A 17,758-nucleotide genomic window follows, 5' to 3' on the forward strand; every position below is an offset into this window, starting at 1 on the left:
ATGAATGTTTTAGTTACAGGTGGCATGGGTTACATTGGTAGCCATACAAGTATCCAGATGATCAACGCAGGTATGACACCTGTACTTTTTGATAGCTTGTACAACAGCAAACCAAGCGTTCTAGAGCGCATCGAAAAAGTCTCGGGCGTTCGTCCCAACTTCATTGAAGGTGACGTTCGTGATAAAGCGCTTTTGACTGAAACTATGAAGCAACACAACATCGAAGCGGTTATCCATTTTGCTGGTCTGAAAGCCGTCGGAGAGTCTGTGGAAAAGCCTCTTGAATACTACGACAACAACGTAAACGGCACTTTAGTTCTTGTTGATGCAATGCGTGACGCTGGTGTGAAAACCTTAGTATTCAGCTCTTCAGCAACGGTCTACGGCGATCCTGCGAGTGTGCCTATCACAGAAGATTTTCCAACAAGCGCAACCAATCCTTACGGTCGTAGTAAGCTAATGGTTGAAGAGTGCTTAACCGATTTCCAAAAAGCTAATCCAGATTGGAGCATTACACTGCTGCGTTACTTTAACCCTGTAGGTTCACATCCAAGTGGTGAGCTAGGTGAAGACCCGCAAGGTATCCCAAATAACCTAATGCCATTTGTCTCTCAAGTAGCAGTGGGCCGCCGTGAATTCCTATCTGTATTTGGTAGCGATTATCCAACAAAAGACGGGACTGGCGTTCGCGATTACATCCACGTAATGGATCTGTCTGATGGCCACATCGCAGCGCTTGAGAAAGTAGGGTGCAAAGACGGTCTTCATATCTACAACCTTGGTACGGGTAACGGTTCAAGTGTGTTAGACATGGTTAAAGCATTCGAACAAGCAAGCGGTAAAGAGATCCCTTACAAGCTAGTTGAACGCCGTCCTGGTGACATCGCAGAGTGTTGGGCAGATCCAGCTAAAGCTCAGAAAGAACTGGGCTGGAATGCAAGCCGCACATTGGCTGAAATGACCGAAGATACATGGCGCTGGCAGTCAACAAACCCGAATGGATTCCCTGGTTAACCTAGTGGTTTCGTGAATGATTCAAAAATTAAAAGATGCTTTCGGGCATCTTTTTTGATCTTAATCGAATAAAAAGTAAATTAGTGGTTAAAAAGTATCATTCTGTATCCGCTGTGTTATTATGCTCGCGAATTATATGTTTAATGTTAATTTTCTTTGGAGTTAATCATGGAACTAGGCCTAATCATCACTTTCATCGTTGCTGCTGCAGTAATGGTTAAAAAAGAGATGGCAGAGAAGTAATTTCACTTATTACCTTTTTTATACAATTTTTTAGTGAAATAAATTAAAAGCCAGCAATTAAGCTGGCTTTTTAGTTTCTGCTGTATCAGATTCTGTCGTTAAGTTTTCTAACGAGTTAGAATTCGTATTTAGCTGTAATTGACCAGTTACGACCTGCTTGCGTGTAATCTTTATCTTCTTGTGAGAATCCACGAACGTCATTCCACGAGTAGTACTCTTCATCCGTAACGTTGAAGAGACCTGCTCTAAGCGTAAGATCCTTCATCGGCAAGTAGTATGCTGTTAGGTCAACTACAGTTGCTGAATCAATTGGTAGAATTTCATCATTCAAACCATCGCTGTTGATATCACTAGACTTCTTACCTGCTGTGTAGCTTATGTTAAGTGATGTACCCCATAGTGCTGAAGGAGCATCATAGTTAAAACCAACGACAGCGTTCCAAGGGTTTACACTGTTAAGAGGATTACCTTCGCCATCTTCACCTTCAGTATACGTTGCAGAAACACGAGTACTAACACCTTTCACTGGCATGAAGCTATTCCAAGACTGTGTATTTGACGCTTCGATACCTTTAATTACGGCTTCATCAATGTTTACATTCTGATATATTGTTGGATCGGCCGGAGTGGCTGAGCCACTAACTGCTACGTTATCAATAAAGTTATCATAATCGCTGTAGAAGATAGCGATTTCGCTTGATGAATAATTTGTGTTATGACGCCAACCTAACTCGTATGAAATACTTTCTTCAGCTTCTAAGTCAGGGTTAGGGGCATTCAAATAACCGTGAGCAGGATTACCAAATGAGTAGTAAAGCTCTTGGAAATCAGGAGCTCTAAAGCCTTGGCTGATTTGACCGAAGATCTTATTTTCATCATTAAGCGTGTAAGTTGTACCCAAACGTCCGGTAACAGCTGAGTCTGAATATTTTGCATAAGACTCTTCTGGGTTACCACTTGGGTTTTGACTTGTATCACCTGGATCAGTTTCAAAACCATCAAAACGAACACCCGGAGTAATCATCCAATTTCCGATCGTCATTTCATTTTGAGCAAAGAATCCATATTTTCTTTCAGATGCGGCAGGGATGTAGAAAATAACTTGGTCTGCGCTGATGGAGTTATATTCGTTATTAACGTTTTTAATGTCTTTGTCCGAATATGAAGCGCCATAGATAAAGTAGTTTTCTACATTACCCGTCATGAAGAACTTATCGAATTGCACATCAAATTGATAACCTTCATCCTCGTAGATATAGTCCTTTTTCTGAACATTACCTGCCGGAGGTAGGAACATACCGCCATTAGAAGTACGATTAGTTACGCCATTCTCTTCTTTGCTCAGCCAGTCAGCTTGCCAAGTAATAGTATCTGCAAACGCTAGGTCTGCATCCCAAATATGTTTGATACCGATTTGCTGTTGGCTAGTTGTGTCTTCGCCAGTGTAGTCGGTGTAACTTGCACTATTTAAATCGGTATCACCAGAATTCTCAATGAAGTTACCAGAAAACTCTAAACGGTGTTGTTCGTTTAATTGGTACTGAAGCTTAACCAACAAGTTGTTGTTCTGAGTATCTTGCTCATCAGGTGTACCAAAGTTATCAGTTTGCTCACCGTCTCTGCGAGTATAAGCAACTAACGTTTCTAGGTCGCCAATACGATTTGCTAAAGCAACCGATTCGCTAAAGGTATTATCAGATGAAGAGTAGTTGAACTTCGCGTGGCCACCGAAGTCTTTGTCTTTTAAAAAGTCACTCGGGTCTTTTGTTTCGAACGCAGCAATACCACCAATCGCGTCAGAACCATACAGAGAAGAAGCCGCACCTTTAACAATCTCGACAGACTTCAACATATCCGTATCGACATCAATGCGTGAAGAGTTAATGAAGTTATATGACTGAGTACCACTTGGAGTAAATTGGCTAGTTTGTGATACTCCATCAACGATAACCTTTACTCGGTTACCTTCCATACCACGAATGTTAATACCTTGAATCCCTTGGCGAGAATTCGTAGTCACCGTGACACCTGGTGTGTACTTAAATAAGTCTTCTACATCCGTAACCATGTTTTTTTCGATATCTTTATCGTTAATCACAGTTACCGACGCAGCAACATCTTCAAGTTGTTGATTAGTACGAGTCGAAGATACAACAACCTCGTCAAATAGGGCATAATCTTCAGCAAAGGCTGATGTTGATGAAAGCGCTAAAACGATTGAAGCAGAGAGCAGGGATTGCTTATACATCTGATAGTTACCTTAGTTCCATAGTATTATCTTGATTTGCGAAATATAATATTGGATCTAAATGATAATTACTATTATTTGCATTTAAATAATTTTCAATTTTATCAACTAACTCATAATTAATACTCTTAAATATCTGTATTAAAAAGACTTTTACAGTTCCATTCACAGCCTGAATGCTTCTGTTTTTGTGATTCAAGTCTCATTTATAAAGTAGGAAAGCTATGCATAGTCCAATAACACTTGAAGCGTTACACATCCTAGACGCCATCGACCGACGTGGAAGTTTCGCCGCCGCGGCCAATGAAATGGACAGAGCGCCTTCATCACTCAGCTATCAAATACAGAAGCTTGAACAAGATCTAGACATCATGATTTTTGACCGCTCAGGCCACCGTGCAAATTTCACGGAAGCGGGTCAGTTGATACTTGAGCAAGGTAGAATCATTCTTGGAGCTACAGAACGTCTTGTTAACGAGGCAAGCATTCTAGCCAATGGTTGGGAGCTCGATTTGACCATCGCCTTTGATGGCATTATCCCGATTGCTAACTTTTTCCCACTGGTAGATGAACTAGGAAAAATCAGTAAAACACGCGTTCGTTTGCAAGAGGAAATCTTAGCGGGTTGTTGGGAATCTCTCACAGATGGTCGTGCTGACTTATTGATATGCCCTAAGCTCGATACAATTCCAAACGATATGAAAAGTGACGTAATTGGTAAAATGGAGATGGTGTGGGTCGCGGCATCAAGCCACTATGTTCACAAGCGTTCTGGTGAATTCGATCAGAAGGCGAGAGAAAGTTACAGGGTTATTGTCATTGCAGACACCGCACGCGATCAGCCAGCACTAAGCATCAATATTCTAGAGAAACAGCCACGTTTAACCGTGACAAGCTTTCCTGCGAAAGTAGAGGCTTTGACATCAGGACTAGGGATTGGCACCTTACCGAATAGTGTCGCTAAACCTTTGATTGAATCTGGCGTACTACAGCAGATCTCCGGTACAGAACCACAACCGATCGATATTGTTATGGCTTGGCGACGCAACAAAATGGGCGACGCCAAGTCTTGGTGTATCCAACATCTTAAAAAGACATGGGCGTTAAAGTAACGGTAACACCATATCTGCAGTACCATCTTCAAAACTGATATCTAGCTTAAAACCGAGCTTTTGAGCTAGTGTCAGCATCCCTCTATTAGTTGGCATCGTCATACCCGACATCTGCTTGGTCTGCTTCGCACGGCAGTAATCGATAACCTTGGTCATAAGAATGCGACCTAGACCAACACCTTTAAGGTCAGAACGAATCAATATTGCGAATTCGGCGTCTGTGTTCTCAGGGTTAATCAGCGCACGGGACACGCCGATGATCGCTGGAACGCCTTGTTCCTCGCGAACGACCACAAAGGCGATTTCTCTATCGAAATCAATCTGAGTGAAATTCGCCAACGCCTCATGATTGAATTCACCGACATCACTAAAGAAACGCTTATAGAGATCTTCCTTAGACACACGGTTAATGAAGTCAGCATGAAGCGGTTCATCTTCGGGAAGAATAGGACGTAACAACACTTCGGTTCCATCTTTTAGCTGGATACGTTCTTCAAGCTCGACCGGATAAGGGCGAATCGCAAGACGTTCCTGTGGATCGCCTTCGTACGCTTTCAAGATGATATCGGCATCTAATATCGTGAACTTGTCACCATTGGCCAGTACTGGATGGATATCCAAATCATGTATTTCAGGGCAATCCACTACCATTTGCGATATACGTACCAATAACTCAGACAAACCTTCTATATCGATGGGGTTAGGGAGTTTTTGTAGACGAATCTTGCCGCTTTTTATCGCTCGAATAATCAAGTAACGCGCCAGTGTCATGTTGAGCGGTGGAAAAGCAGCTGCGGCATCAATCGACTCATCCCACTCCGAACCACCTTGTCCAAGTAATATGATTGGGCCGAAGGTTTCGTCTGTTGTAACCTTAATACGCAACTCTTGGCCGCCCGCGAGCTTAGCCATACCTTGAATTAACAAGCCGTGGATGTTTGCTGTAGGGAAGGATAATTGAGAACGATCGAGAATTGCCTGAGCCGCATTGGCAACTTCACTGCTGTTTCGCAAATTGAGCATCACGCCTTGTACGTCTGACTTATGTGCAATATCCGGCGAACGTAATTTTACTGCGACGGGATAACCGATCGTTTCAGCGATGTGTACCGCTTCACTTGGGTCAGAAGCGATCCAAGTTGGTAACACATCGAGGTTGAAGCTCTTGAAAAACTGACTGTTTTGGTGAGTATCTAGGCTAACTGTATCTTTATCCAGTAGTTTTCTTTCTATCCAACCTTTCGCATCTGCTAGATCTTCAATGTGTACTTTTTCTGCAGTGGTCGGCGTTTCCATTAACTGACGTTGGTTACGTCTGTACTCGACTAAGTGCATGAATGCGACCACAGAGCTTTCAGGGGTCCGATAAGTTGGGAAACCCGCTTCGGTAAACAGCTTTCGTGCGGGCCTTGCTGTTAGCTCACCAGACCAATTCGTCAGGATGTTAAAGCGCTTGTGGCGAGGGTGCTTCTTAATCGCTTCAATAATTCGTTCTGCCGTTTTAGCGGAATGTGCGACCGCTGAAGGGCTGTGCATGATAAGAATCGCGTCTGCTTCATCGCCATCGAGTAAGATGTTTATAGTGTCGATATAACGTTGATCACCAGCGTCGCCGACAATATCGATAGGATTGCTATGAGACCAACTCGATGGCAAAACCTTGTTCAACTTATCAAGTGTCTCTTCTGAAAACTCTGCGAGCTTACCACCGCGGTCAAATAGGGTGTCCACAGCCATAATCGCAGGGCCGCCACCATTAGTAACAATAGCCAAGCGCTCGCCTCGCAATGGTACTGAATGAGTCAGTGTTTCTACCGCAGCAAACAGTTCATGTAAGTTCTTAACTCGTAGCATGCCGCTGCGTCGGATTGCGGAATCATAAATAATATCTAATGTGTCGGCACCGCCAGTGTGAGCCATTGCTGCGGCTCTGCCTTTCGCCGTTCGACCGCCTTTCAACACCAAAATTCGTCGGTTACGCGAAGCCGCACGCGCTGCAGAAATAAAGCGCCTCGCATCAGTAATGCTGTCTACATAAAGCAATATCGCTTCGGTGTGAGAGTCGGTACTGAGATAATCCAATAACTCCGAGAATTCGATATCGCTACCATTGCCTATAGAGATAAACGCCGAAAAACCGATCTCTTTGTCATTAGCCCAATCGAGAATAGTGGTACACACAGCTGCCGACTGAGAAACAAAGGCGATCTTACCGGGTAATGCTGTCACTGGAGAGAATGAGGCGTTCAAATTTAACCAAGGAACAATCACCCCCAAACTATTGGAACCCAACACTCGAATGTTGTGCTTTTTGGCAATCGCTAGGCATCGTTCATCATACGTCTCACCATTATCGCTTTCTTGCTGCATGTCTGAAGAAAGCACAATGACAGAGGCTATACCTTTCTCAGCCAGTTCTTCAAAAATAGCGACATTACGGGTCGCATTGGTACACAAGATTGCGAGGTCAGGAACAATCGGTAACGACAAAATGTTCTTGTAAGAAAGCACACCGGCCACTGAATCATATTTCGGCGTAACCGGCATCACCGCACCTTTAAAATCCCCATGCAACAAATTGTTCATAACAATATATCCTGCGCGTGTTTCTCGTTGAGAAGCACCAACAACAGCGATTGAACGGGGTTTAAGTAGGGGATCAAGATGATTCATAGACATATCCTAGCAATGCACGTAAGTTCATCGTAACTTACTTTGCACTCACAGGTTGATGGCAAATTCACCGAATTCAGATGAATAAGCAAACACTGCATAAAGTTTGTGAAATAGGTCACCCACTAATGGTGTATAATCCCAAAGTTAACTTGATTCTAAACCGACGTATCGGCATGATTTATAGTAATTATTATTAAGGATATAGAGCTTTCCATGAAAAAATTTGCAATTGTGACTTTGCCACTGCTCTTGGCTGCGTGTGTATCTGACGACTACGTTACCAATGTCACTTCAGATAGTTATCAAGAAGAGTACAAAACGGCAAAAGTTGAAGCTCCAGTTGTATCTCAATCTGAGCAAACAAGCGTTGTTGAAGAAAATGTTGTCAACGTTATCAGAACCGAACCTGTTGAACAGAAAGTCGCTCAAACGACTAAAGCTAAGCCAGTTGCAGTAGTGACAGGCCCAACCAAGAAACAACAAGACATGAACCAACGTTTTGGTTACACAGTTCAAGTTGTTGCTGTTGGCAGCCAAAGTAAAGTCGATTCTTTCGTGAAAATGCTACCTACGACTTCTCAACCAGTTTGGGAAAACTACAAAATGGTTAACGGCACTAAGTGGTTCACGGTACTTTATGGTGACTACGCAACACGCTTAGAAGCTAAAAAGGCAATCTCAACACTGCCGAACACTTTCCAAAACTTGAAGCCGTTCGTTAAGAGCATTGATGACATCAAGAACTCTGAATACCCAACGCTTAACAAGTTGAACTAAGTTTTGATTCATAAAGAAGGGGCAAATGCTCCTCCTTTTGTTTTAAGACTCGCTGTTTTGTTTAATAGTTAATCGCTCGATCTTTCGAACGCAATTTTAACAATCAAAACACTGTACCTATCTCGACTTTTGTTTATCATTGAAGTCAGTACTCCTAGTTTCAAGGACCGAATTTACCCATGAACACCACAAACATCCTTCTACTTTGCGGCGGTGGATCTTCAGAGCATGAAGTATCTTTAGTTTCAGCCAATTACCTTTTTGAACAACTTAATAGCGTTGCAGATTTTAACGTTGTAAGAGTTGAAATTAAGAACGAAGGCTGGTGTCTTGATTCAGGTGAATTGGTTTATCTTGATATTAACGACCAAACCTTACGCGGTGACAATTTAGCATCTAAAGTCGATTTCATTGTGCCTTGCATACACGGTTTCCCAGGTGAAACAGGTGACATTCAATCACTGTTTGAAATGGCTAAAATTCCATACCTAGGTTGTGGTCCAGAAGCAAGCAACAACAGCTTTAACAAAATCACGTCAAAGCTTTGGTACGACGCACTTGGTATTCCAAACACGCCGTACCTGTTCTTATCAGACAACAATGATCAAGCTCACTCACAAGCAACTCAAGCATTTGAAAAGTGGGGTAAAGTGTTTGTGAAAGCGGCTCGTCAAGGTTCTTCTGTAGGTTGTTACCAAGTTAACCAAGTAGAAGATTTAAGCGAGGCTATCAACAAGGCGTTCACTTTCTCGGACCAAGTATTGGTTGAGAAATCAGTGGTGCCTAGAGAGCTAGAAATTGCTGCTTATGAAATCGATGGCGAGCTACACATCAGCAAGCCGGGTGAGGTGATTGCACCGAATGGCGCATTTTACTCTTACGAAGAGAAGTACAGTGCAGACAGCCACTCGATCACTGAAGTTGAAGCAAGTAATTTAACTGACGAACAGCGTGAATTGATTGCAGACAGCGCACGAAAAGTCTTCACCCAGATGAAGCTTCGTCACTTGTCTCGTATCGACTTCTTTTTAACGCAAGACAACGAAATCTACCTGAACGAAGTCAACACCTTCCCAGGTATGACGCCAATCTCCATGTTCCCTAAAATGGTTGAGCATGACGGCCACAAATTCAGCCAGTTCTTAGAAAACTGCGTGAGAACAAGCCTTTCTTAGGTTTCTAACTCGTTTTCGTTCACTTAGAGCTGAACCCAAAAGTGCCTTAAGCTTTCGCCAAGGCACTTTTTGTTTTTAAAGCTAGCCGTTTTTTACGAATCTATCATTTAGCCACAACTTATATCCAAGTAACAATATCCAAGTAATTACGAACCGTTTATTGCCAAGGTATTAGCGCCTTAAACTTCATCTTCTCACTCTCAGCCGTTCCCGTGAAACCCACATATTGGGCTGGCATGGCAGGGCTAAGCCAGCGACCAAAGTCCTGAATCTCTCTAACCTTAAGACCTTGTTTCGACAACTCTTGTGCAGCACCAACACGAATCGAATTTCCAGAGAAATGGTGATTTTCTGGCAGTTGAAGTAAGTCGCTAGCTCTTCTCAATATCCTATAGATGGACGAATCATCTAAAGGCTGCAAACCAATATTCTCATGCTTGTCTATCGCACGAAATACTGGCAAGTCATCTTGTATACCAGTAAACGAAAGCCAACGTTGAAGTGCAACACTGGCTATTTGTGACAACTGATAAGCCGAATCTTTGACTGTTACTTGGTAATGATCTTCAACGTACTCAACATCACTCATCGATAACAACTTAAGCTCTGAGCGCTTTAAAGCACACTCGAACATCACGTTATAAATAGCAATGTCTCTGATCTCTTTCAGGTTTGCTTTCTCATGGGAGAGTAACGTATTCAAATCAGTGAGATGCACAGATGTCATAGCATTGGTTTGTTTAGCGTCACCGGCCATTTGAGATTGTAAGTGGAGTAGGGTAAAGCGAACTTGCCTGTGCTTGATCGGGTTAGCAAAGCTCAACACAGTATGTAACATGCTAAGCGTTGCAGTGTAACGTTTTAGCGATGCGTATTTTCTATCGTTAGACTCCGTTTCAAGAAAACGACGAACAGCGGTTATAGATGCGGGAAGTGTGTTAATACGATGTTTGGTACAGAACGCATGATAGCGATTCCAATCACTGTAAATGCCCAACAGTGAATTGCGAGAGTATTGAAATCCTGTCAACTCATCTATAATTTCTATTGTCGCGTTGCTGTTTAATTTTTCAACAAATGAATTAATTATCACAGAGTCAGTTAAAATAGGGACTTTTTTTCTCAAATTACCATACCTCGACAGGTGTTTTACCATATTATGCTTGATATCATTATTAGTATACTTATGATTAATGCAGTGAAAACAGAAAGATGATTAATAGATATGGCTAATTCAATTTACCGAAGCGTCCATCTTCAATCGATAGATGCTAACAACACAGTTTGGCGTGCTAAGTTAAAAAACAACGTTATTCAGGGCAACCTAGCAGCCGTGAAAAAGAGTATTGATTGGTGGATTGATACCGCATCTATTATTGATCCAAAAGAATTCATGTCATTAAATAAGTCGAGAGGAACTGGTGGCTCGACTGAAAACTTCAACGGCTACCAAATCAAGAATGACACCGGTGAGCCTAATGCGTGGTATTGCATGTTTAACGGTCGCTTAATCAAAGGCGGCAAGGTTGCAATCCAACGCCATATAGAAGCTTACTTACTCGCAAAACAAAAAGCAGAGCAACAAAAGAAGTAAATTATGAGCCTAGTATATTCAACAGAAACAGGTCGCATTAAGCCTGAAGAAGAGAAAGTCCAACGTCCTAAAGGCGATGGTATCGTTCGAATCCAAAAAGAAACCAAAGGCCGTAAAGGCAAAGGCGTTTCTGTCGTAACTGGCTTAGACCTAGATGACGCACCATTAAAACTAATGGCAGCAGAACTCAAGAAAGTTTGCGGCTGCGGTGGCTCAGTAAAAGATGGCAACATCGAAATTCAAGGTGACGCGCGCGACAAGATCAAAGCGCACCTTGAAAAGAAAGGCTACAAAGTTAAATTTGCTGGCGGTTAATCTCTAACTAATACCAGGGTTAAAATCGAAGATTATTATCACTGGTTATTAGGTATTTTATGGTAAATAGTCAGTTTGGTTAAATACACAGTATAAATTAGAGAATATCGGCACAATACAAAGGCAGGGCATCACACAAAGATACCTGCCTTATAAACATCAAAATCCATTTAACATAACAAATATAATACGCACTGAGATAGGCAAAAAATAAAGGCATCTTTTTTAATTAAATCAATTAGATACCCTTACTTTTTGCCTATCAAATTATGCTGTTTTTTTATCTTCGGTTAGTCTCTCGATTGCTTCAATTACACGGTCATTTTTAGATCGTTCAGCAAGAATAGACAGTAGCGTTAAATCTACATCCAATCCCAACATTTCTGCCACTTCACAGGCTATATCATCACTCATAACACCGCCTTTTCTCCAGTTCTGAACTGATGTGTGGCTGATATCAAGCAATTTTGCAACTTGTCGGTCGCTAGACAGTTTGTGCTTTAGGATTATGCGTTTCAAAAGTTCTAATGTTGTAATCATTTTCCACCTCCTGACTGGAGTATAGCGCATGCCAACGCTGGACAATACGGTTGCCATCAAAGTGCAAATGCTCTTTAATCTATCTCGTCAAGTCGGGAGACTTTACGAACATCCTTTAAGCCCCCTAATTGATTCGAAGCTTTTACGGGGGCTGTCTGAAAACAAGTGATGTTCCAAGGCTTTAAGTATTGACCAGACTTATAAAAAAAGGATCAGCACCATGTCAAATCAAAGTAAAACTCCACGCCAACAAAGCAAAGTCCGCAACCTAGCCGTAGATTTAATGTACCGCGCAATCGAACTCACCCAGACTACTAAGCACGACGTGCGATGCGATTATTCAGGATACGTAAATCACATATCATTAGAAATTCACCTAGATGGTTACAAGAAAGGTGTAGAACCAATTTACGTGAAGCGAAACCCTACTAAAACTGAGCTTGAATATAAAAGCTTTGTTATTTCTGGCATTTACCTCAATGACAACATTAACGAAGTGATCGACTTCTTCAATGTAGCGAATGCTGAGCTAGATAAGCTTACCGCTTCTGATAAGGCGGCTTAACCCACCATGAGTATGTACGACTTAACCAAAAAGCAGCGTAAAGACCGCCCACTGGCGGCTCTTAATCGTTCTGTTTTGGATAAGATTGTTAAATGCCCATCTAGCTCTATAGCATTCCTTACGGCTAATGGCCGTGGCGTTCGTAAGAGCTTTGCTCGTGATATTGCGATCGTAATGAAAGCCCTAGTAAACGAAATGTGCCTAAGCTCGAATAAGATTGGTGTAGCTACAAAGGACGGCTTTGCTCTACGTTCTTGGGGCTACATTGCTGATATCTGCGATTTCCCTATCTGGCGTGTTAAGCAGTGCGTTAAGTTCGCGTTTAACAAAGGTTGGATCACATCCAAACAGCCTAGAGAAACCTACACCGGCAAAGACAACCTGCAAAAATGGCGCGGCCTAGCGTCTATCAAGCGTGTTACAGACGCTTATTTTCACGATATCGGTATCTTTGAACAGTACAAAGAAGCCAAGACAGCGTCTAAACGTTGGCTTAAGACTTTTGCTAACCGCATTGGTCGTCCTGTGAAATACATTCAAACCCCTATCACACTGCTACGCAAACGCCGCAAAGAAGCGGTAGAAGCTAAAAACCCAGTCCCAATACCACAATAGACCAAACTCTTCTCTATGCGCCTTAACTGGCGTTATTTGCGATCTCTCAGCATCATTCACGGCCAAAACTGGCTCATTCTCGCCACTCTAACCGCTTATTTTACTCTAACTTATCCACAAGTAGGTTATTTTTTAACCGCTTGAGATTGGTATTCTCTCGATCTCGTTTGGCCTGTGCAAAAGTCGCGTATATATGGATCTAAACTACTCCTAGTTCTTACTATTAGTTCCTACTCCTTTTATTTAGCCCTCATAGTCTTCGACTAGAACCATGATATTAAGGATAGTAATGGTATTAATGCTTTTACCCCCTCGAAACTCGGGGATAAGTTAATGAAGCGGCCTCTCTTAGTCGCAAGCGACTTGCGGCCTTGTGTGCCTGTGGACGATACACAACAAAAGAATGGTGATTCTACGGGTGGGGATTAGTTGGACGTGATTCTAAGAGCCTATCGCTACGCGATGATTCTGGCAGGAAGGAAAGGCGAGAGTTTGAGAGCTGTCATTTCAAATATGCAACATGATTATTTTAAATACTGTATAATTCCTATCCGATGATTCGTAAAAACTCTAAGACTTGTTTCTATAACGTCAGTTAAGGATAACAAGCCATGAGCCTATTATTAGAAAAGTACCAACAGCTAGAAACCGCATTAGGTGAGTATCTAGAAAACCTCAACGCTAAACCCCCTCTAGGGTTTGGAACGTTTTTAAAACCTCTCAACCAATCTTTTCAATTGTGCCGTATCCAAGGCCGCTTGATTAAAGACCAAGCAAAGAAACTCGAAGAGCTCGAAAAGCAGCTGTCTACCCTAGCCCCTCAAGCTACGGAGGCCGCAACCGATGAGTGATACACGAGAACCGATCGGCTTTAGAGCTTGTAAAAAGTGCCTATCTTTAAAATCCATCTTCCAAGGCCAAGGAAAGCGGGCGCGTTTTCTCTATGCCAAATGTAATTGCGGTTTAGACCAGCGCACCGGTGAACCCGTTCAAGCCTCTTTCGCTAACCACAAGTCGAAAGAAGAAGCACAAGCCGAGCTTGAAACATTCAAGCTACCGAAACCAACCGAACCACCAAAGGAAAAAAGCAGCAAAGCCCCATGGGTGATTGCTGGCGTTCTTGGCGTGTTTGGCCTGTTAAGTCTTCGGGGGTAAGCATGGGGGGACCTAGTATTGCACCAAGCAAACGCGGCCATGCTGTTTTCGAATGTCAGTGTGGTGAATCGCTAACTGTGATTTTTAATAAGTCTTTGCGCCCTAGTCCTAAAAAGTGCGTTAAGTGTGACAAGCCTATGAAATTGAAGTGGGAGCTTTAAAATGGATGTTGAAGAACTAGAAGTACCAACCTACAGCGAAGATGAAGCTGCATTTATCGCATCACTTGAGAGTGACAGCGCAACGTTTACCGATGATGCAACCGAAACGGCCAGTGATGCGCTCGATATGCAAGGCGCAACAGCCACCGCTTTGATGCTGCTAAACACGGTCGAAGCGATTACAAAACAAATGGCTCACCCTGCTTTCTCTTTGGGCGATGCTGAGAAACAAGCCACAGCCGAAGCAGTCGCGCCGGCACTGGCTAAAAATGGTGGTCAGCTTCCTGAATGGCTAGAACCTTACAAAGAAGAAATGATCGCCTTGTTTGCGGTTGGCTCTTTGGCGTTTGGTGGCTACATGCAGGTTAAGCAGCTGCGAGAGCTTGAAGCCCTTAAAGCGAAACAAGAACCGGAGCAGAAACCAGATCTAGCAGAGGAAAAACCTATTGCAGCCTAAGAACCCAAACAACGACTTAAAAAATGGTCACGTTTGGATTTCTGGCATGAGTGGTAGCGGTAAAACCTACCACACCAAGAACACGCTTATTAAGCCAAATGACCAGTTGATAGCCTATGACCCTCAAGGCGACTACAGCGGCACAGTGGCGCGTTCTAAGTGCCGTGTTTACCATGATATTAAAACCTTTGCGGCGGCTCTCTTTGCTGGCCGCAAAACAAAGCAAGGTTTCAAAATCATTTGGCAACCAAGGCATGTGACCACGTGGGAAGATTTGGATCTGTTTTGCAAAGTGGCATGGGCTGCCGGTGACGGCCACCACTCCCACCCGTTAAAGGTGGTGTGTGAAGAACTGGCCGACAACAGCAAGACAACACAAATGACCACCCCGTATCACCGTAAGCTGCTTACAGTTAGCCGTAAATATGGCATTCACACCATCAACTGCTTTCAACGTGGCCAAGACGTATCGAAGACCATCATTGATAACTGTCATACTTGCGTGATTATGATGCAGAAAACCAAGAAGTCAGCTAAATATTTAGAAGACTTAACCGGCATACCATGGCAAGTAATAGACGGACTCGAAGAGTATCAACACATACTGCAAGTCGGTAAAAAGTGGACAGCAAGCAAAAAGCCCCGTTAATCGGGGCTCTTTTTTGAAACCTTTCAAATGTATTCCAAACACATTGCAAATAAGTGTTTGTAAACCATTCTAAATAACCCCGTTTAATTGCCGTGTCCTTGCTCATTTGAGCTTTTATTAACACGGAGTTACACCATGAAAAAATATCTGATTACTGCCGGTATTGTGCTGGTCACAATGGCCGTTGCTAACCGAATCGATCCGGTTCGAAACGTAGTCAATCCTTAAGCGATTTTCTTATTTAAATTTCATTAGATAGGAGAATTTTCTAATGGCACGACGTTTAAAAAAACTACCGTCTATTTCTAATGTAGCCGCAGGTTCTACCGCTACGCTAGAGCTACCGCGTGGTCTTTCTTATCACCAAATCATTTTGAAATACACGAACGTGACCCTTGCGCAGTTGAAAAACATTCGCATGGAAGTGAACGGCAAAGTATTCCAAACGCATAAAGACGGTGTGGAGCTAGACACTATCAACGGTCACTTTAACCGTGGTAAAGCAGAAAACGGTTTTATCGTTCTTCACTTCGCACGTCCAGAGCTAGACGACCTACTTCAACAACGTACTTTTGCGCTAGGTACTGCCGATATTTCTACGCTAGCACTTCGCATTGATATCGATGCAGCCGCAACGAACCCACAACTAGAAGCGCATGCGCTACAAGGCCAAGACGCGCCGATGGGTTACATCACTAAGTTGAAGTCTTACCCAGTGAGTTACGCGACTTCGGGCGTTCATGAACTGGATAAACTGCCGACACCGGCGTCAGCTCGTATCGCTGCTATTCACTTAATGACAGACAAGGTGAGTCACGCAGAGCTAGAAGTCGACGGCAATATCGCTTTCCAAGCTGAGAAGCTACTCGAAGCGAAGATCCAAAAAGACGCTGGCCGCGTCCCAACTACCGGCAAATTCACGCTTGATTTCATCAAAGAGAACGACACGGCACAGGCTCAAGTTCTTGCAGGTGTTCAAGATTTCCGAATCCGTATGGATCTCACGGAAGCAACAGCTTTTAACGTGTTGGTCGAGTACCTAGATATTCAGCAAGGGCTGTAAGGGGGCTACATGGATTTAGGTAGCTTGATGAACAGCGGCGGCGATATGTTCGAAACGGGCATGAATTACTGGCTTCAATATGAAGCGATTCAGCAAGGTGCAGACTTTGCCGGTACTTCTCAGAACCAAGTAAACAATACGCCCGAAGTTGTGTCACCAGAGCCTAACCCTGCCCCTACACCAGTACCAGCGGCTGCTAATGTCGCTGGTGTACCGGTGACTTACCTTGTGTTAGGTGGTGTGGTTTTGGTTGGCGCAGTTTTGATCGCTAAAAGCTAGGGGGCTGCATGTTTGGAGCTATGACAAGTTTGACAGGTGGCGGTGGTTTACAAGGCGGAAGCGCCGGACCATCTACCGCAACCAGTACAAGCAACACGACAAACAATAACGGCTTTAGTGCGGCCTCTTATAACTTCGGTTCGAATAACGGGATACCGAGTTGGGCATTGATTGCCGGCGCGGTCGCTGTGGGGCTTTATGTGTATCAGTCGAAGAAATAACTTTTACTCGATGCCATGGGAATTAGCACGCCCTCACCTACTTGATGCGCTAGACGGTTACGACCCTAGCGCAGAAGTAGAAGCAGGTCGTGCTTTTGCTTTCCATCTAGACGGGGCTTACATGCTAGTGAGAACAGAAGATAAAGAATTGGTTGTGATCGCGTTCAATGGGGTTCACAAGCTCAAGAACGCAAGCCAAATCATTATCCAGTTAGCCAAGCAAATCAAAGCCCGTTCAATTCGAGTTCATACAAAAAGGCGTGGTGAACAACGCTTTTTAAATTCAAATGGATGTGATTTCCAACTCGCGGAAAAGCGCGGTGGAGAATTCATATTAAGGATGGTGATTAATGGGCGGTAGTTCCAAGAGTTCGAACGCAACAACCAACAACACGACCACCAATAACGAAAGTAACAGCGCGGCGTTCAATGGTGATATGTCGGGGCATGTGATGTCGGGTATCAAAAATTCGACCATTAACATGACTGACGGGGGCGCAGTCAATAAAGCGTTAGAGGCGATGTTTGAAAACAGCAAAGAAGCCTTTTCGTTTGGTGAAGAAGCTTTAGATATTAATGAAGCTGTTTCAAAGGCTGCAATATCATCAAACCAAAACACAGCATATAAGGCGATGAGTTCAAACTTATCGACGACAAACAAAGCTCTTAGTTTTGCAGACGGTGTAATGGGTGATTTTTCGGGCGTATTAGATGAAGCGTTTCGATTTGGCCGTGAAGCGATGGATTCAGCCGAAACAGCAACAGATTCCGCTTTAGGTGTGGCTAAGAACTTATCGCTTGATAGTGACGCAGCTACAGCGCGAGACGCTAACAAGAACATGATGTACACCACCGTTGCAATCGCGGTAGCTGTCGCAATCATTGCCTTTAAAAAGTAG

Annotated in this window: 21 protein-coding genes; 17 read left to right on the forward strand and 4 right to left on the reverse strand. The window is 43.4% G+C overall.

Annotation, left to right across the window (positions count from 1 at the left end):
• A complete protein-coding gene (galE, locus tag AB6D06_RS11630; RefSeq protein ID WP_017060088.1) occupies window positions 1–1,014 on the forward strand; it encodes a UDP-glucose 4-epimerase GalE in 1,014 nt (337 codons plus the stop codon).
• Window positions 1,015–1,372: 358 nt separating this feature from the next.
• Here the strand turns inward: galE and AB6D06_RS11635 are convergent, their stop codons facing one another.
• Window positions 1,373–3,505 carry a TonB-dependent hemoglobin/transferrin/lactoferrin family receptor gene (locus AB6D06_RS11635; protein ID WP_017060089.1) on the reverse strand — a complete coding sequence of 711 codons (2,133 nt, stop codon included), beginning with the start codon at window positions 3,503–3,505 and terminating at the stop codon, window positions 1,373–1,375.
• A gap of 224 nt (window positions 3,506–3,729) precedes the next feature.
• Here AB6D06_RS11635 and AB6D06_RS11640 point away from each other — a divergent pair, with 224 nt between their 5' ends.
• Window positions 3,730–4,617: a LysR family transcriptional regulator gene (locus AB6D06_RS11640; RefSeq protein WP_372110260.1), complete on the forward strand. Its 888-nt coding sequence runs from the start codon at window positions 3,730–3,732 to the stop codon at window positions 4,615–4,617.
• On the opposite strand, the gene AB6D06_RS11645 is transcribed toward AB6D06_RS11640, so the two are convergent.
• Window positions 4,609–7,290 (reverse strand): bifunctional acetate--CoA ligase family protein/GNAT family N-acetyltransferase, encoded by a 2,682-nt coding sequence (locus AB6D06_RS11645; RefSeq protein WP_017069918.1) that lies wholly within the window; start codon window positions 7,288–7,290, stop codon window positions 4,609–4,611. The genes AB6D06_RS11640 and AB6D06_RS11645 overlap by 9 nt on opposite strands.
• Window positions 7,291–7,506: 216 nt before the next feature.
• Here AB6D06_RS11645 and AB6D06_RS11650 point away from each other — a divergent pair, with 216 nt between their 5' ends.
• The gene (locus AB6D06_RS11650; RefSeq protein ID WP_017060092.1) at window positions 7,507–8,070 is read left to right on the forward strand and encodes an SPOR domain-containing protein; all 564 of its coding nucleotides are present in this window, start codon (window positions 7,507–7,509) and stop codon (window positions 8,068–8,070) included.
• Between the two features lie 179 nt (window positions 8,071–8,249).
• Window positions 8,250–9,245 carry a D-alanine--D-alanine ligase gene (locus tag AB6D06_RS11655; RefSeq protein WP_017064584.1) on the forward strand — a complete coding sequence of 332 codons (996 nt, stop codon included), beginning with the start codon at window positions 8,250–8,252 and terminating at the stop codon, window positions 9,243–9,245.
• A gap of 157 nt (window positions 9,246–9,402) precedes the next feature.
• On the opposite strand, the gene AB6D06_RS11660 is transcribed toward AB6D06_RS11655, so the two are convergent.
• On the reverse strand, window positions 9,403–10,371 hold the full coding sequence (locus AB6D06_RS11660; protein ID WP_102320805.1) for a tyrosine-type recombinase/integrase: 969 nt from the start codon (window positions 10,369–10,371) through the stop codon (window positions 9,403–9,405).
• Window positions 10,372–10,470: 99 nt separating this feature from the next.
• Here AB6D06_RS11660 and AB6D06_RS11665 point away from each other — a divergent pair, with 99 nt between their 5' ends.
• Window positions 10,471–10,839, forward strand: a complete 369-nt coding sequence (locus AB6D06_RS11665) for a DUF3319 domain-containing protein (RefSeq protein WP_017060095.1) — start codon at window positions 10,471–10,473, stop codon at window positions 10,837–10,839.
• A 3-nt stretch (window positions 10,840–10,842) separates the two neighbouring features.
• On the forward strand, window positions 10,843–11,154 hold the full coding sequence (yciH, locus tag AB6D06_RS11670) for a stress response translation initiation inhibitor YciH (protein ID WP_008221404.1): 312 nt from the start codon (window positions 10,843–10,845) through the stop codon (window positions 11,152–11,154).
• A gap of 267 nt (window positions 11,155–11,421) precedes the next feature.
• On the opposite strand, the gene AB6D06_RS11675 is transcribed toward yciH, so the two are convergent.
• A complete protein-coding gene (locus AB6D06_RS11675) occupies window positions 11,422–11,694 on the reverse strand; it encodes a helix-turn-helix domain-containing protein (protein ID WP_050622403.1) in 273 nt (90 codons plus the stop codon).
• Between the two features lie 220 nt (window positions 11,695–11,914).
• Here AB6D06_RS11675 and AB6D06_RS11680 point away from each other — a divergent pair, with 220 nt between their 5' ends.
• The 11 genes from AB6D06_RS11680 (at window position 11,915) to AB6D06_RS11730 (ending at window position 17,758) form a co-directional block, all read left to right on the forward strand.
• Window positions 11,915–12,259 (forward strand): hypothetical protein, encoded by a 345-nt coding sequence (locus AB6D06_RS11680; protein ID WP_372110262.1) that lies wholly within the window; start codon window positions 11,915–11,917, stop codon window positions 12,257–12,259.
• A gap of 6 nt (window positions 12,260–12,265) precedes the next feature.
• Window positions 12,266–12,874: a hypothetical protein gene (locus tag AB6D06_RS11685; RefSeq protein ID WP_372110264.1), complete on the forward strand. Its 609-nt coding sequence runs from the start codon at window positions 12,266–12,268 to the stop codon at window positions 12,872–12,874.
• 611 nt (window positions 12,875–13,485) lie between these two features.
• Complete coding sequence (locus tag AB6D06_RS11690; protein ID WP_372110266.1) at window positions 13,486–13,725, forward strand: hypothetical protein; 240 nt, start codon at window positions 13,486–13,488, stop codon at window positions 13,723–13,725.
• The gene (locus AB6D06_RS11695) at window positions 13,718–14,029 is read left to right on the forward strand and encodes a hypothetical protein (protein WP_102353485.1); all 312 of its coding nucleotides are present in this window, start codon (window positions 13,718–13,720) and stop codon (window positions 14,027–14,029) included. Before AB6D06_RS11690 ends, AB6D06_RS11695 begins: the two co-directional genes overlap by 8 nt.
• A 162-nt stretch (window positions 14,030–14,191) precedes the next feature.
• The gene (locus tag AB6D06_RS11700; RefSeq protein WP_372110267.1) at window positions 14,192–14,647 is read left to right on the forward strand and encodes a hypothetical protein; all 456 of its coding nucleotides are present in this window, start codon (window positions 14,192–14,194) and stop codon (window positions 14,645–14,647) included.
• The gene (locus AB6D06_RS11705) at window positions 14,637–15,296 is read left to right on the forward strand and encodes a type IV secretory system conjugative DNA transfer family protein (RefSeq protein WP_372110269.1); all 660 of its coding nucleotides are present in this window, start codon (window positions 14,637–14,639) and stop codon (window positions 15,294–15,296) included. The genes AB6D06_RS11700 and AB6D06_RS11705 overlap by 11 nt, the downstream gene beginning before the upstream one ends.
• 271 nt (window positions 15,297–15,567) lie before the next feature.
• The gene (locus AB6D06_RS11710; RefSeq protein ID WP_372110271.1) at window positions 15,568–16,359 is read left to right on the forward strand and encodes a major capsid protein P2; all 792 of its coding nucleotides are present in this window, start codon (window positions 15,568–15,570) and stop codon (window positions 16,357–16,359) included.
• A 9-nt stretch (window positions 16,360–16,368) separates the two neighbouring features.
• Entirely contained in the window at window positions 16,369–16,638 is a 270-nt protein-coding gene (locus tag AB6D06_RS11715) for a hypothetical protein (RefSeq protein ID WP_372110273.1), read from the forward strand.
• 20 nt (window positions 16,639–16,658) lie between these two features.
• Window positions 16,659–16,859: a hypothetical protein gene (locus tag AB6D06_RS11720; RefSeq protein WP_372110275.1), complete on the forward strand. Its 201-nt coding sequence runs from the start codon at window positions 16,659–16,661 to the stop codon at window positions 16,857–16,859.
• Window positions 16,860–16,869: 10 nt separating this feature from the next.
• Window positions 16,870–17,220, forward strand: coding sequence for a hypothetical protein (locus tag AB6D06_RS11725; RefSeq protein WP_372110277.1), 351 nt, complete (start codon window positions 16,870–16,872; stop codon window positions 17,218–17,220).
• A complete protein-coding gene (locus AB6D06_RS11730) occupies window positions 17,210–17,758 on the forward strand; it encodes a hypothetical protein (RefSeq protein WP_372110278.1) in 549 nt (182 codons plus the stop codon). The genes AB6D06_RS11725 and AB6D06_RS11730 overlap by 11 nt, the downstream gene beginning before the upstream one ends.

It is taken from the genome of Vibrio sp. 10N.239.311.G01 (assembly GCF_041465805.1).
GTDB lineage: Bacteria > Pseudomonadota > Gammaproteobacteria > Enterobacterales > Vibrionaceae > Vibrio > Vibrio crassostreae_C.

Coding starts and splice junctions, on each gene's coding strand:
- galE (WP_017060088.1), top strand. CDS start 1: ATGAATGTTTTAGTTACAGGTGGCATGGGTTACATTGGTAGCCATACA.
- AB6D06_RS11635 (WP_017060089.1), bottom strand. CDS start 3,505: ATGTATAAGCAATCCCTGCTCTCTGCTTCAATCGTTTTAGCGCTTTCA.
- AB6D06_RS11640 (WP_372110260.1), top strand. CDS start 3,730: ATGCATAGTCCAATAACACTTGAAGCGTTACACATCCTAGACGCCATC.
- AB6D06_RS11645 (WP_017069918.1), bottom strand. CDS start 7,290: ATGAATCATCTTGATCCCCTACTTAAACCCCGTTCAATCGCTGTTGTT.
- AB6D06_RS11650 (WP_017060092.1), top strand. CDS start 7,507: ATGAAAAAATTTGCAATTGTGACTTTGCCACTGCTCTTGGCTGCGTGT.
- AB6D06_RS11655 (WP_017064584.1), top strand. CDS start 8,250: ATGAACACCACAAACATCCTTCTACTTTGCGGCGGTGGATCTTCAGAG.
- AB6D06_RS11665 (WP_017060095.1), top strand. CDS start 10,471: ATGGCTAATTCAATTTACCGAAGCGTCCATCTTCAATCGATAGATGCT.
- yciH (WP_008221404.1), top strand. CDS start 10,843: ATGAGCCTAGTATATTCAACAGAAACAGGTCGCATTAAGCCTGAAGAA.
- AB6D06_RS11675 (WP_050622403.1), bottom strand. CDS start 11,694: ATGATTACAACATTAGAACTTTTGAAACGCATAATCCTAAAGCACAAA.
- AB6D06_RS11680 (WP_372110262.1), top strand. CDS start 11,915: ATGTCAAATCAAAGTAAAACTCCACGCCAACAAAGCAAAGTCCGCAAC.
- AB6D06_RS11685 (WP_372110264.1), top strand. CDS start 12,266: ATGAGTATGTACGACTTAACCAAAAAGCAGCGTAAAGACCGCCCACTG.
- AB6D06_RS11690 (WP_372110266.1), top strand. CDS start 13,486: ATGAGCCTATTATTAGAAAAGTACCAACAGCTAGAAACCGCATTAGGT.
- AB6D06_RS11695 (WP_102353485.1), top strand. CDS start 13,718: ATGAGTGATACACGAGAACCGATCGGCTTTAGAGCTTGTAAAAAGTGC.
- AB6D06_RS11700 (WP_372110267.1), top strand. CDS start 14,192: ATGGATGTTGAAGAACTAGAAGTACCAACCTACAGCGAAGATGAAGCT.
- AB6D06_RS11710 (WP_372110271.1), top strand. CDS start 15,568: ATGGCACGACGTTTAAAAAAACTACCGTCTATTTCTAATGTAGCCGCA.
- AB6D06_RS11715 (WP_372110273.1), top strand. CDS start 16,369: ATGGATTTAGGTAGCTTGATGAACAGCGGCGGCGATATGTTCGAAACG.
- AB6D06_RS11720 (WP_372110275.1), top strand. CDS start 16,659: ATGACAAGTTTGACAGGTGGCGGTGGTTTACAAGGCGGAAGCGCCGGA.
- AB6D06_RS11725 (WP_372110277.1), top strand. CDS start 16,870: ATGCCATGGGAATTAGCACGCCCTCACCTACTTGATGCGCTAGACGGT.
- AB6D06_RS11730 (WP_372110278.1), top strand. CDS start 17,210: ATGGGCGGTAGTTCCAAGAGTTCGAACGCAACAACCAACAACACGACC.